The sequence below is a fragment of the Kitasatospora sp. NPDC089509 genome, assembly GCF_044749365.1.
GTDB lineage: Bacteria > Actinomycetota > Actinomycetes > Streptomycetales > Streptomycetaceae > Kitasatospora.
On sequence record NZ_JBIVHS010000021.1, the window covers coordinates 132,762 to 146,145 of the forward strand.

Below are 13,384 nucleotides of genomic sequence, written 5' to 3' on the forward strand. Positions count from 1 at the left end.
TGTCGGGTGACAAAGTTGGGTGACAAGATCGACTGACACAGTTGTCCGATCGTGGCGCTACCCTGGCCCAATGGCTCATGTCCCCGCCTCCGAACGCCGACCCCAACTGGTCCGGGCCGCGATCGACCTGATGACCCGGGAAGGGGTCTCCGCCGGCAGCACCCGCGCGATCGCGGCCGAGCTGGGCGTGGCACAGGCGACGGTGCACTACACCTTCGGCACCAAGAAGGACCTCTACCGGGCCGTCGTCGAGGAGGTCGCCGCCCAGTTCATCGGCCAGGTGCGCGCCGCCTCCCCGGGCGACGGCCCGTTCGGCGAACAGGTCCGCACCCTGGTACACGCGCTCTGGGACGCCGCCACCGGCGAGGAGGGGCGCTGCGTCCTGCTGAGCGAGTTCGGCGCGCTGGCGATGCGCGACCCGGACGTCCGGGAGATCATGCTCGGGCTCCAGCGCGCGATCGAGGGCACCGCCACCGAGATGCTCGCCACCCTCGCCGCCACCCACGGGCTGACCCCGGCACTGCCCGCCGAGCGGATCGCCGTCCACTTCCTCAGCGGCTTCGACGGCCTGACCGCCCGCCACCTGATCCGCCGGCAGCCCGGCGAACAGCCCGACCGGAACACCGTGGAGGCGCTGGACCTGCTGGTGGCGAGCACGGTCGGACTCTGCCTCGGCGAACCGGCGACCGAGGACCGGCCGCAGGCCCAGGGCCGGGCCCGGTCGACGCCCCGGGCCCAGCCCCAGTCCTAGTCCCAGCCCTTAGTCCTGATCCTGGTCCGCGGCCCGGTCCTGGTCCGCGCCCCGGCCCTGGTCCGCGCCCCGACCCTCGCCGCCGTCGACGATCCGGACCGGCAGTTCGGCCAGCACCTCGCGCAGCGCGGCGGCGAAGCGCTCGTACTCGGCGCTGCGGGCCGAGCCGGGCCGGGTGGCCAGGCCGATCCGGCGGCCGGGCGCCGGGGCGGCGAAGCGGACGGCGGCCAGCCGGTCGGCGCGGCCGGCCTCGACGTCCAGCGCGGTGGCGGGCAGCAGGGTCACCCCGAGGCCGCCGGCGACCAGCTGGACCAGGGTGGACAGCCCCGCCGCCCGGGTGGTGGAGCCGGCCGGGTCGGCGCCGACCTCACGGCAGATGTCCAGCGCCTGGTCACGCAGGCAGTGGCCCTCCTCCAGCAGCAGCACGTCCAGGTCGAGCAGCGCGTCGCGCGGGACGTCGACCCGCCCGGCGAGCGCGTGCCCGGCCGGGGTGACCAGCACGAAGTCCTCGTCGAACAGCGGGATGTCCCGGGTCGGCGAGGAGCCGCCGGCCGGCAGGGCGAGCAGCAGGACGTCCAGCCGCCCGGCGGCCAGGCCCTCCAGCAGCGAGGGGGTGCGCTCCTCGTGGACGTGCAGCTCCAGCTCCGGGAAGCGGTCGCGGACCAGCCGCAGCACGGTGGGCAGCAGATACGGTGCGACGGTGGGGATCACCCCGAGGTGCAGCGGCCCGGTGAACGGACGGCGGGCGGCCTCGACCTCCTCGGTGAGAGCCTGCAGCGAGGCGAGCACCCGGCGCGCGTGAGCGTGCACACGCTCCCCCAGTGGGGTGACAATCACCTTGCGCGTCGTACGCTCGACCAGCTGCGCGCCCAGCGACTCCTCCAGCGCCGCGACCGCCCCGGACAGCGCCGGCTGGCTGGTCCCGGTCGCGGCGGCGGCCTCCCGGAAGTGCCGGTGCTCGGCCACCGCGACGAAGGCCCTGAGCTGGGCCACCGTCGGGGTGCGCGGGTTGCGGAATGTGGCGCTCCCCACAGTCGGCTCGGGTTTGCCGGCGACGGCCCTGCGGGGGCGGGGACGGGACGTGGGCGGTTCGGTACTGATAGCAATCTCCGATCAGACACATCCAGTCTAGCTATTTCCCTGATCAGTCCACGATGTGGAATTGTGGGTGGTGTCCGGAATCCGGACAAAACTCCCCTCAGTCTCACTTCAGGAGAAGCGAACGTGCTCACGATCGGTGACAAGTTCCCCGAGTTCGACCTCAAGGCCTGTGTCGACCTGGATGCCGCGAGCGCCTTCGCCGACATCGACCACAAGACCTACGAGGGCAAGTGGAAGATCGTCTTCTTCTGGCCGATGGACTTCACCTTCGTCTGCCCGACCGAGATCGCCGCGTTCGGCAAGCTGAACGACGAGTTCGCCGACCGTGACGCCCAGATCCTCGGTGTCTCCGGCGACTCCGAGTTCGTGCACCACGCCTGGCGCAAGGACCACAAGGACCTGCGCGACCTGCCCTTCCCGATGCTGGCCGACATCAAGCACGACCTGATGCGCGCCTGCGGCGTCGAGGGCGAGGACGGCACCGCCCAGCGCGCCGTGTTCATCGTCGACCCGAACAACGAGATCCAGTTCGTCATGGTCACCGCCGGCTCCGTCGGCCGTAACCCCAAGGAGGTCCTGCGGGTGCTGGACGCCCTGCAGACCGACGAGCTGTGCCCGTGCAACTGGACCAAGGGCGAGGACACCCTCGACGCCCAGGCCCTGCTGGCGGGCTGACCCATGGCCCTCGACGACCTGAAGGCCGCCCTCCCGGACTACGCCAAGGACCTCAAGCTCAACCTGGGCTCGGTCATCGGCAACTCCGACCTCCCCGCCCAGCAGCTCTGGGGCACCGTGCTGTCCTGCGCGATGGCCACCCGCAGCCCCGGCCTGCTGCGTGAGCTGGAGCCCGAGGCCAAGGCCAACCTCTCCCCGGAGGCGTACACCGCCGCCAAGGGCGCGGCCGCGATCATGGGGATGAACAACGTCTACTACCGGACGCTGCACCTGCTCTCCGACAAGGAGTACAGCACGATGCGGGCCGGTCTGCGGATGAACATCATCGGCACCCCGGGCGTCGAGAAGGTCGACTTCGAGCTCTGGTGCTTCGCCGTCTCGGCCATCAACGGCTGCGGCCAGTGCCTCGACTCGCACGAGGCCGTGCTGCGCAAGGCCGGTGTCGAGCGCGAGGTCGTCCAGGCCTCGATGAAGATCGCCGCCGTCCTGCAGGCCGTGGCCAGCGTCCTCGACTCCGAGGCCGCCCTCGCCGCCGCCGGCGCCTGACGCACCCCGCACTCCCTGACGGGCCCCTCCGCTTGCCGGAGGGGCCCGTCGGCGTTTGCGCAGGCAGCTGGCGAGCCCAACTCCGCTACAGTGCAAGGCGATCCGTGCACGACACCACTGCGGGCAGGGGGCCGACGGCCATGGACCTCGCGACGCTGCGCGACACCGACTTCACCCTGCTGCACGGCACCGCCGACGCGTACGAGCGACTGCGCGGCGACTTCGGACGACACCTGGAGAACTGGCGCGACGGCGTCGAGCGACGGCTGACCGCCGCCGACTGGACCGGCCCCGCCGCCGACGCGGCGGCCCCCGCCCTCCGGCGCGCCACCGGCGGACTGACGGCGGCCCGCACCGAACTCGGGCAGATCGGCCAGGCCCTCCGGACCGGCGCCGACGCCCTCGTCCTCGCCCAGTCGGCCCTGCGCAAGGCCCTGGAGGACGTACGGGCCGCGGGCATAGCGGTCGACGAACACGGCGTCGTCGACCCGGCATCCGCCTCCCCCGCCGACCGACACGACTCCGCGGACGAGGGCGCCCGTGCCCGGACCGCCGAGGCCCTCGCCACCCGCATCGGCACCGCCCTCACCGAGGCCGACACCGTCGACCGGGCCCTCGCCACCCGGCTCCGGCACTACACCGCCCGCGCCCGCGACGGCACCGGCCTCGACCCGCACCGCGCCCTCGGCGACCGGCTCGACCTCGGCCTCGCCCCGGACAACCTGCTGCTCGGCAGCGTCCCGGCGGACGGAGCGTCACCCGTCGAGGTGAACGCCTGGTGGAACGCGCTGCCCGCCGACCGGCAGCGCTGGCTGATCGAGGAGCACCCGGACCTGGTCGGCGACCGCGACGGCGTCCCCGCCGCGGCCCGGGACCGGGCCAACCGGATCCTCCTGCCGCGACTCATCGCCGGGTACCGGCCCGGCGGGCCGTCGTCCGACCCGTACGGCGAGCTGAAGCTGAGCGGGTACCTGGGGATCGCCGAACGGCTGCGCCGGACCGACGGGACGGACCCACCGGTCCTGCTGCTCGGCGTCGGCGGGCGCGGGCAGGGCCGCGGGATCATCTCCTTCGGCGACCCGGACACCGCCGACGACGTCACCACCCTGGTCGGCGGCCTGGGCACCACGCTGCGGCGGATCGGCGGCGGGGACGCCGACCGGGCGAAGGCCGTGTACGACGCGGCCCGGCGCGCCGACCCGACCCGCAGCACGGCGTCCATCGCCTGGCTGGGCTACGACGCCCCGCTCACCTTCCCGGAGGCCGGCGACCGGGCCCGCGCCCGGGGCGGCGTCGACGCCTACCGCAGGTTCCTCGACGGACAGCGCGTCACCCACCGGGGTCCGCCGGCCCATGTCACGGCCCAGGGCCACAGCTTCGGTTCGCTGCTGGTCGGCCTCGCCGCGCGGGGACCGGTCGGGATCGCGGCCGACGACGTCATCCTGGTCGGCAGCCCCGGCACCGACGCGTCGCACGCCTCGGAGTTCTCGGTGGGCGCCGATCACACCTACGTCGGCGCCGCCGCCTGGGACCACGTCTCGCACCTCGGCTGGTACGCCCGGGACCCGGCCGGCGCGGACTTCGGCGCCCGCCGCTTCGCCGTGGACGGCGGCTCCCCCGACTTCACCGCGCACTCGTCCTACTGGGACGACGGCCCCGGCGACGACCACACCTCGATCGACAACATCGGCCGGATCGTCAGCGGCCACGGCGACCGGATCAGCCCGGACGACCCCCGGTGACGGACCGACGTCCTAGTCCACCGCAGGTTGGGCCGTTGTCGCCGGTGTCGGCTGGCCCGTTGTCGCCGGTGTCGGCTGGGCCGCGGCGGTGCGTTCGGCGGCCTCGCGGGCGGCTTCGAGGGCCGTGAACACCGCCTGGCCGGCTTCGTTGCGGCGCCGCAGATGGGCGACCACGGTGTTGATGACGGCGATCAGCGGGACGGCGACCACCGCACCGCCGATGCCGCCGATGATGCCGCCGGCCGCGACGCCGAGGACCACGCCGAGCGGGTGGACCCGGACGGCCCGGCCGAGGATCAGCGGCTGGAGGATGTGGCTCTCCACCTGCATCACCGCGATCAGCACGACCAGCACCATCAGCGCCGTCCACGGCCCCTGGGTGACCAGCGCGATCAGCACCGCGACCGTTCCGGTGACCAGGGCGCCGACCAGCGGGACGAAGGCACCGAGGAAGATGATCACGGCCAGCGGCATGGCCAGCGGCACGCCCAGCAGGTCGATCCCGACGCCGATGCAGACCGCGTCGATGAAGGCCACGCAGACGGTGCCGCGCACGTACGCGGTGAGCGTGATCCAGGCCTTCGGGCCGGCCCCGGCCATCGCGAAGCGGGACTGCCGGGGCAGGCCGCGCAGCGCCCAGTTCCAGATCTTCGCGCCGTCGTAGAGGAAGAAGAAGGTGGTGAAGAAGGTCATCAGCAGCGCGGTCAGGATCTCGACGGCGATCTGCGCGCCGGTGATCGAGGCCGAGGTGATCTGGTCGGTGTTGGTGGTGATGGCCTTGGTGATCTGGTTGGCGAAGTCGGTGATCTGCTGCTGGGTCAGGTGGAACGGCCCGGTGATCAGCCAGTCGCGCAACTGGTTGACGCCGGTCTTCACCTGGTTGGTGACGTCCGGCAGGTTGGTGGACACCTGCCAGACCACGAACCAGCCGACCAGCCCGATCCCGGCCAGGCCGCTGAGGAACACCCCGCCGGCCGCCAGCGAGCGCGGCACCCCGCGCCGGCGCAGCCAGGAGACCGAGGGCTCCAGCAGCGCGGTGATCAGCAGCGAGGCCAGCACCGAGAAGGCGACCAGCCGCAGCATGTCGACGACGTAGAAGAGGACGTAGAGCGCGGCGCCGAGCAGCAGCAGTCGCCAGGTCGACTCGGCGGCCACCCGCAGGCCCCAGGGCACCGCCTCGGCGGGGGTGGCGGGCCGTCCGGGGTGGTGCTCCCGGCCGAGTCCGCCGGGCGCGGCGGGCGCGGGGACCGCGGGCACCGGGGCCGGAGCCGCGTCGGCGACCGGCTCGGGACCGGGAACGGCGGGGACGGCGGCAGGGACAGGAGTGGGAGCGGGAGCCGGGTCGGCACGCGGGACCGGCACCGGGCCCGGCACCTCCGCGTGGACGGGAACCGGGAGCTCGTGCGGATCGGCCGCCATCCCGGCGCGTCGGCGCCGTTCGATCACGGCGGCCGCGCTCGCCACCACGGCCATGCCCTTGGCCACGGCCTTCAAGGCCTTTCCGCCCCGCGCCATCCGCACTACCACCGCTTCCCTACCGGACCCGCCGAGTCCGGCGGTACGCCGTGGGTCCCGCCACGGCCGTCAGGGATGACGCTACCCGGCAGGGGTGGGGCGAGTCCGCCCGCCAGGGGTGTTCGACTCGACGGGTTCTTTCCACAAAGTGGGACAAATCGCCGGATTCACGATGGTTTCGCCCAGGTTTCGCTGGGGAGGAGTCCGAACGGGACGACGAGTCGTTCCTGCGGAACCACTCGTCCCCGTCGGACCAACCGCCGGCGGACCGGCCGGTGCGGGAAGCATCCAGGACCCCTTCCCGCGCCCCGCGTCCGCACCCAGGACCGCACCGCCCGCGGGCGCACTGGTCAGCGCAGCCCGGGCGGCGCGGCCCGCCCTCCTCCGGCGCCCGCCGGAGAACGCCACGGCCCCCGGCCGCCCGTCGAACGGGACGAGCGGCCGGGGGCCGTGCGGAAGGGTTCGCTGCCCGGGGGCGGCGGTCCCTCCTAGTACCAGCTGTGGGCCTGCCAGAACGACCAGGCACCGCAGGGGCTGCCGTAGCGGCTGTTCATGTAGCCGACACCCCACTTGATCTGGGTCGCCGGGTTGGTGCGCCAGTCGGCACCGGCCGAGGCCATCTTGGAACCGGGCAGCGCCTGGACCAGGCCGTAAGCACCGGAACCGCTGTTGGTCGCGGTGTAGTCCCAGCCGCTCTCGCGCTTCACGATCTGGCTGAAGCACTGGAACTGGGCGTCGTTGCCGACGATCTGCCGGGCCATGTCCTGGACGGAGCCGGGGCTGACCGAGACCGGCGGCGCGCTGTTGTCGACCGCGGACATCGCCGAACGCGCCTTGGAGCGGTTGGCGGCGGCGTCGGCGGCGGCGCGCTGGTCGGCGGCGGCCTTGGCGGCCTTGTCCGCGTCGGCCTTCGCCTGGGCGTCGGCCTTGGCCTGGGCGTCCGCGGCGGCCTTCTGGCGCGCGGCCTCCTCGGCGGCCTTCTGCTCGGCGGCGGCCTTGGCGGCCGCGTCGGCGGAAGCCTGCTGGGCGGATGCCTGCTGTCCGATGTTGTCACTGGCGGTCTGTGCCTGGGCGCCTGAGGGGACTTCGGCGAGCAGGGTCGCGCCGGCGACGTCGACCGTCTGCGTGGTCTTGCCCTCGCTGCCCGAGGCCATACCCACGACGGCACCGACAGCGGTGACGGCGGTGGCGGAGGCCACAGCAACTCCCCGGACCGAGATCCGAGTCACATGGTTTCCTTCCAGCATCGCCCACGCGTGACCGTGCGGACGCAACATGCCCCTTGGCACGGACCTCCGTAGGTGCTCTGGTCACGGGAGGTGCTGACCCGGCGTCCGGTCGGTTGAGGCGACCGGGCGTTGGAATCGGGCGGCGTACGGCTCTCGGTCTTCAATTGTGCGTCCACCGACCGGAGTTGGCGGACCTTCCGGGGCCGGACTCCCGGAGTCCGGAAGCCCTGCCGCGCCGTACGCGGGGCCTGACAGAACCCTCACCATGCCGCACCGGGCACTGTCGACGCAATTCCCGCCTGCGTGGCGCATGTCACATTCACCGTGCGGGAGTTCTCCGGACAGAAAGCACTCGATGTGATGAAAGGGACGGGGCCTGCCCCGTCAGGAGCAGGCCCCGCGCCGCGAGTTGACCCTATTGTCCGACTATGCCCCGATCAGGGGCAGTTCACGGGTTGATGTCCTCCAGCATCTCCGTGACCAGCGCCGCGATCGGCGAACGCTCCGAGCGGGTGAGGGTGATGTGGGCGAAGAGCGGGTGCCCCTTCAACTTCTCCACCACCGCCACCACGCCGTCGTACCGGCCGACCCTGAGGTTGTCCCGCTGCGCCACGTCGTGGGTGAGCACCACCCGCGAGCCCTGGCCGATCCGGGACAGCACCGTCAGCAGGACGTTGCGCTCCAGCGACTGCGCCTCGTCCACGATCACGAAGGCGTCGTGCAGCGAGCGCCCCCGGATGTGGGTCAGCGGCAGGACCTCCAGCATCCCGCGGGCGATGACCTCCTCGATCACGTCCGGGGTGGTGACCGCCGAGAGGGTGTCGAAGACCGCCTGCGCCCAGGGGCCCATCTTCTCCGCCTCGGAGCCCGGCAGGTAGCCGAGCTCCTGGCCGCCGACCGCGTACAGCGGCCGGAAGACCATCACCTTGCGGTGCTGCCTCCGCTCCAGCACCGCTTCCAGTCCCGCGCACAGCGCCAGCGCCGACTTGCCGGTGCCGGCCCGACCGCCCATCGAGACGATGCCGATCTCCGGGTCGAGCAGCAGGTCCAGCGCCACCCGCTGTTCGGCACTGCGACCGCGCAGCCCGAACGCCTCGCGCTCACCGCGCACCAGCCGGACCCGCCCGTCGCCGGTCACCCGGCCGAGTGCCCGGCCGCGCTCCGAGGTGAGCACCAGTCCGGTGTGCACCGGCAGCTCCTCGACCCCCTCGACGTCCACCGCGGCGTCGTGGCCGGCCGCGAACAGCGCGTCCACCTGGTCCGCCGCGACGTGCAGCTCGGACATCCCCGTCCAGCCGGAGGTGATCGCCAGCTCGGCCCGGTACTCCTCGGCGAGCAGGCCCACCGAGCTGGCCTTGATCCGCAGCGGGAGGTCCTTGGAGACGACGGTGACGTCGTACCCCTCGGCCTGCAGGTTGCGGGCGACCGCCAGGATCCGGGTGTCCGCCTCGCCGCCGCCCGCCCGGTAGCCGACCGGCAGTATCGAGACGTCCGAGTGGTTGAGCTCGACCCGGATCGTGCCGCCCAGCTCGCCGACCGGGATCGGCTCGTCGAGCCGGCCGTGCCGGATCCGGTAGTCGTCGAGCAGGCGCAGCGCCTGGCGGGCGAAGTAGCCCAGCTCGGGATGGTGGCGCTTGGCCTCCAGCTCGGTGACGACCACCACCGGGAGGACGACCTCGTGCTCCTCGAAGCGCGTCATGGCGAGCGGGTCCGCCAGCAGCACGCTGGTGTCGAGAACGTACGTGCGCCGGTCTGGTGTCCGGCGGCTCTTGGAACTGACCACTAGGCCTCCAGAGCGGATGACCCTGCGTCATCCGCGGCATGCCGGCCCCCGCTGCCCCGGTGGCCTCGGGACCGGACTGACTGGAGTATTCCCAGGCGGGGGGCGGTGCATTCGCGCCCCCGGCGAACTGACGGATCATTGCCGGTGAACGTTTGGCCTCGCGCGGGGCCCGGGTAGGCCATCCCAACGGCGGTCATTCCACCCGGATGCGCCACCCGGGATGCCCGGACGGGCGCCCCGGGTCAGAGGCCGAGCCGCCGGTTCCGCTGTTCGAAGGCGCGCAGCGCGCGGAGGAAGTCGACCTTGCGGAAGGCCGGCCAGTACGCCTCGCAGAAGTAGAACTCGCTGTGGGCGCTCTGCCAGAGCAGGAATCCGGACAGCCGCTGCTCGCCCGAGGTGCGGATGATGAGGTCCGGGTCGGGCTGGTTGCGGGTGTAGAGGTGCTCGGAGATGTGTTCGACGGTCAGGATCTCGGCCAGTTCCTCGATCGCGGTGCCGCGCCCGGCGTGCTCCTGGAGCAGCGAGCGGACGGCGTCGGCGATCTCGTGCCGGCCGCCGTAGCCGACCGCGACGTTGACGGTGATGCCGTCGATCCCGGCGGTCTCGTCGGCGGCGCGCTTGAGCACGTCGGCGGTGTGCTGCGGGAGCAGGTCCAGCGCGCCGACCGGGTTGACCCGCCAGCGGCGGGCGGCGGCCAGGCCGGTGACGGCGTCCTCGATGATGCCGAGCAGCGGGACCAGCTCGTCGGCCGGGCGGTCCAGGTTGTCGGTGGAGAGCATCCACAGGGTGACGACCTTGACGTGGGTCTCGTCGCACCAGCCGAGGAACTCGCTGATCTTGTCGGCGCCGCGCTGGTGGCCGTACGCGGTGGAGCCGCCGGCGGCCTTGGCCCAGCGGCGGTTGCCGTCCAGGATCACGCCGATGTGGTGCGGGGTGCGCGCGAGGTGGACCTCGACCCGGCGGCCGTAGAGCCCGTACATCCCGCCCAGCAGGGTGCGGAGCCCCGGCGTCCGTTCGGCGACATCGCGCAGACCCATGCTTTTCCCGGCCCCTCCGTGCTCGTTCGGGCTGGTGCGGCACCGCCCCGGCGCAGCCTACTCCCGCGTGCGGGTACTGGGTAAAGCAGCAGGTAGCGGTCTGGTCACGGTCCTGTACGAAGTCTGTCCCGACGGGCGTGTCCGGACCTCCGGGGCGGGGCTCCTGTCGTGGACACGGAACGGTCTCCGGTTCCTTAAGGGAGCCGTAAACCGGTCCACCGATGCTTGACGGCCGGCAATGGTCTAGTCCAGCTTTTGACCCGGGGCGGAACGAAACCCGAACCGCCCCGTGAGTCACCTGCGGACCCCTCCCCCACACGCGGCCGCCGCGCCCCCCACCGCGGCGGCCGCTCCTTCCCCAGGAGCGTCACCCCATGGCCCGTACGCCGAACCAGCCCGCGCACCGGCGCCGGCGCAGCCCCCTCCCGGCCCTCGCGGCCGGTGCCACCGCCCTCGCCCTGGCCGGCGGCGGCCTCGCCCTCTTCGCCGGCGGCGCCAGCGCGGCGGACGGCAACCTGGTCACCAACGGCGGTTTCGAGTCCGGCCTGAGCGGCTGGTCCTGCACCGGCGGCGCGGCCGCGGTGTCCTCGCCGGCGCACTCCGGCAGCGGCGCGCTGCAGGCCACCCCGGGTGCGGGCGACACCGCCGAGTGCACCCAGACCGTCAGCGTGCTGCCCAACACCAGCTACTCGCTGAGCGCCTGGGTGCAGGGCCCGTACGTCTACCTCGGCGCGCGCGGCACCGGCGGCACCGACCCGTCCAGCTGGTCGAACCAGAGCAGCTGGAACCAGCTGTCCAGCACCTTCACCACCGGGGCCAACACCACCAGCGTCACGGTCTACCTGCACGGCTGGTACGGGCAGAGCGCCTACCTCGCCGACGACGTCGCGCTGGTCGGCCCGGGCGGCGGCGGCTCCACGCCCTCGCCGACGGCCACCCCCAGCTCCACCCCGACGCCGACGGCCACGGCCAGCCCGTCCCCGACGGTCACCCCCACGGCGACGCCCACCCAGACGCCGACCTCCACCCCGACCCCCACGGCCACCCCGACCCCGACGCCGACCGGCACCACCCCGCCGGCCACCGGGCTGCCCGCGCACGCGCTCACCGGCTACTGGCAGAACTTCGACAACGGCTCCACCCCGCAGCGCCTGAGCGACGTCCAGAACGCGTACGACATCATCGCGGTCTCCTTCGCCGACGCCGTCCCGACCCAGACCGGCGCGATCAGCTTCACCCTGGACCCGGGCCTGTCCAAGGCGCTCGGCGGCTACACCGACGCCCAGTTCCGCGCGGACATCAAGGCCAAGCAGGCGGCCGGCAAGAAGGTCGTCCTCTCCATCGGCGGCCAGAACGGCGCGATCAGCGTCGGCGACGGCACCGCCGGGGCGAACTTCGCCAACAGCGCCTACTCGATCATCAAGGACTACGGCTTCGACGGCATCGACGTCGACCTGGAGAACGGCGTCCAGGCCGGCCCGCTCGGCGACGCGCTGCACGCCCTGCAGGCCAAGGTCGGCCCCGGCTTCGTGCTCACCATGGCCCCCGAGACGATCGGGATGTACAGCACCGCCGGCGCCTACTTCCAGCTGGCGCTGAACACCAAGGACATCCTGACCGTCGTCAACACCCAGTTCTACAACTCGGGTGGCATGAACGGCTGCGACGGCAAGGTCTACAACCAGGGCACGATCGACTTCATCACCTCCCAGGTCTGCACCCACATCCAGGGCGGCCTGCGGCCCGACCAGGTCGGCATCGGCGTCCCGGCCTCCGGCAAGGCGGCGGGCGGCGGCTACGTCGACCCCTCGGTGGTGAACAACGCGCTCAACTGCCTGGCCACCGGCAACAACTGCGGCAGCTTCGTGCCGCCGGCCAAGTGGCCCACCATCCGCGGCGCGATGACCTGGTCCACCAACTGGGATGCCAACAACGGCAACGCGTTCTCCAACGCGGTCGGCCCGTTCGTCCACAAGATGCCGTAGCACTCCTCCTGAGCCGCAACTCCCTGCGGCGCGCCGCTCCTTGAGGGTGGGGCTCGCGCGCCGACGGCGGGGCCCGTCGTACCGGAACCGGTACGGCGGGCCCCTTCCGCGTCAGCGGGCCTTGCGTATCAGCGGGCCCTTGCACGCCAACCGGCCCTTGCGCGTCAGCGGGCCAGCACCGCCGTGAGGGCGCCGAGCAGCAGGAACGGGCCGACCGGAACGTCGAGCCCCCGCCACGGGCGGCGGCGGACCAGCAGGGCGAGCGCCCGCAGGGTGCCCCACAGCCCGGCCAGCACCACCGCGGCGACCAGCCCGCCGATCGCGACCCACCAGCCGTACCAGCCGAGCAGCCCGCCCAGGACGAACCCGAGCGGGGAGTCGCCGGGCCCCAGGGCCCCGACCTGGACGGCGACTTCGAGCAGCGCCCCGACCGCCAGCGCGACCAGCAGGCAGCGCAGCAGCACGCCCGGGCGCCCCTCGGCCAGCGCCGCCACCGTCAGCAGCACGGCCACCCCCGCCAGCAGCGGCCCGGTCAGCCGGTACGGCAGCCGGCGCACCCGGACGTCGGTGAAGCCGAGCGCCACGCCGAGCGCGCCGGCCCAGGCGAGCGCCGCCACCGCCGCCCCGTCCGCCGCGTACGCGACCCCGACCGCGACCGCCGCCGTGACCGCCTCCACCGTTCCCGCGCCCGCGCCCAGCCGCCCCCGGCAGCCCGGGCAGCGACCGCTCGGCGGCAGCAGCAGCCCGACCGCCCGGCCGCACAACGGGCAGGCCCCGCACCGGGGTTCGCCCTCGGGCACGGCGAAGCGGGCGATCAGTCCGCGCAGCAGCGGAGCCAGCAGGAGCCCGACCAGCACCGCCCCGGTCACCATCACGACCACCACCGGCGCACCCCCTCCTCGTCGACGCACCGGGCCCCATCTTCCCGTCCCGTCCGGACGGACGGTGTGCCGTCCGTCTCGTTCGGGGCGGGATTCCATCCCAGGATTCGGCGGCCTTCCTCGCATACGTGAGCATTCC

Annotated in this window: 11 protein-coding genes; 5 read left to right on the plus strand and 6 right to left on the minus strand. The window is 73.0% G+C overall.

The window, feature by feature from the left end; genetic code table 11:
• Positions 1–70: 70 nt before the first annotated feature.
• Positions 71–751 (plus strand): TetR/AcrR family transcriptional regulator, encoded by a 681-nt coding sequence (locus ACIP4P_RS33310; protein ID WP_400924870.1) that lies wholly within the window; start codon positions 71–73, stop codon positions 749–751.
• 9 nt (positions 752–760) lie between these two features.
• Here the strand turns inward: ACIP4P_RS33310 and ACIP4P_RS33315 are convergent, their stop codons facing one another.
• Complete coding sequence (locus ACIP4P_RS33315; RefSeq protein WP_400924872.1) at positions 761–1,783, minus strand: LysR substrate-binding domain-containing protein; 1,023 nt, start codon at positions 1,781–1,783, stop codon at positions 761–763.
• 192 nt (positions 1,784–1,975) lie between these two features.
• On the opposite strand from ACIP4P_RS33315, the gene ACIP4P_RS33320 reads away from it, so the two are divergent.
• The 3 genes from ACIP4P_RS33320 (at position 1,976) to ACIP4P_RS33330 (ending at position 4,815) form a co-directional block, all read left to right on the plus strand.
• Positions 1,976–2,527, plus strand: coding sequence for a peroxiredoxin (locus ACIP4P_RS33320; RefSeq protein ID WP_350515070.1), 552 nt, complete (start codon positions 1,976–1,978; stop codon positions 2,525–2,527).
• 3 nt (positions 2,528–2,530) lie between these two features.
• Positions 2,531–3,073, plus strand: a complete 543-nt coding sequence (locus ACIP4P_RS33325) for an alkyl hydroperoxide reductase (RefSeq protein WP_400924874.1) — start codon at positions 2,531–2,533, stop codon at positions 3,071–3,073.
• A gap of 104 nt (positions 3,074–3,177) precedes the next feature.
• The gene (locus ACIP4P_RS33330; RefSeq protein WP_400924876.1) at positions 3,178–4,815 is read left to right on the plus strand and encodes an alpha/beta hydrolase; all 1,638 of its coding nucleotides are present in this window, start codon (positions 3,178–3,180) and stop codon (positions 4,813–4,815) included.
• Between the two features lie 12 nt (positions 4,816–4,827).
• Here ACIP4P_RS33330 and ACIP4P_RS33335 read toward each other — a convergent pair whose 3' ends face one another.
• The 4 genes from ACIP4P_RS33335 to ACIP4P_RS33350 all read right to left on the minus strand — a co-directional run bounded on the left by ACIP4P_RS33335 (position 4,828) and on the right by ACIP4P_RS33350 (position 10,379).
• The gene (locus ACIP4P_RS33335) at positions 4,828–6,300 is read right to left on the minus strand and encodes an AI-2E family transporter (protein ID WP_400924942.1); all 1,473 of its coding nucleotides are present in this window, start codon (positions 6,298–6,300) and stop codon (positions 4,828–4,830) included.
• A gap of 518 nt (positions 6,301–6,818) precedes the next feature.
• Complete coding sequence (locus tag ACIP4P_RS33340; RefSeq protein WP_350515068.1) at positions 6,819–7,559, minus strand: transglycosylase SLT domain-containing protein; 741 nt, start codon at positions 7,557–7,559, stop codon at positions 6,819–6,821.
• A gap of 448 nt (positions 7,560–8,007) precedes the next feature.
• Positions 8,008–9,342, minus strand: a complete 1,335-nt coding sequence (locus ACIP4P_RS33345) for a PhoH family protein (RefSeq protein WP_350515067.1) — start codon at positions 9,340–9,342, stop codon at positions 8,008–8,010.
• A gap of 242 nt (positions 9,343–9,584) precedes the next feature.
• Positions 9,585–10,379 carry an isoprenyl transferase gene (locus tag ACIP4P_RS33350; RefSeq protein ID WP_350515066.1) on the minus strand — a complete coding sequence of 265 codons (795 nt, stop codon included), beginning with the start codon at positions 10,377–10,379 and terminating at the stop codon, positions 9,585–9,587.
• Between the two features lie 374 nt (positions 10,380–10,753).
• Here ACIP4P_RS33350 and ACIP4P_RS33355 point away from each other — a divergent pair, with 374 nt between their 5' ends.
• Positions 10,754–12,364, plus strand: coding sequence for a chitinase (locus ACIP4P_RS33355; protein ID WP_400924880.1), 1,611 nt, complete (start codon positions 10,754–10,756; stop codon positions 12,362–12,364).
• Positions 12,365–12,528: 164 nt separating this feature from the next.
• On the opposite strand, the gene ACIP4P_RS33360 is transcribed toward ACIP4P_RS33355, so the two are convergent.
• Positions 12,529–13,248, minus strand: coding sequence for a prepilin peptidase (locus tag ACIP4P_RS33360; RefSeq protein ID WP_400924882.1), 720 nt, complete (start codon positions 13,246–13,248; stop codon positions 12,529–12,531).
• Positions 13,249–13,384 lie beyond the last annotated feature (136 nt).

Bases quoted from the DNA above. Each gene is read 5' to 3' on its own strand.
- ACIP4P_RS33310 (WP_400924870.1), top strand. From the start codon at position 71: ATGGCTCATGTCCCCGCCTCCGAACGCCGACCCCAACTGGTCCGGGCC.
- ACIP4P_RS33350 (WP_350515066.1), bottom strand. From the start codon at position 10,379: ATGGGTCTGCGCGATGTCGCCGAACGGACGCCGGGGCTCCGCACCCTG.
- ACIP4P_RS33355 (WP_400924880.1), top strand. From the start codon at position 10,754: ATGGCCCGTACGCCGAACCAGCCCGCGCACCGGCGCCGGCGCAGCCCC.
- ACIP4P_RS33325 (WP_400924874.1), top strand. From the start codon at position 2,531: ATGGCCCTCGACGACCTGAAGGCCGCCCTCCCGGACTACGCCAAGGAC.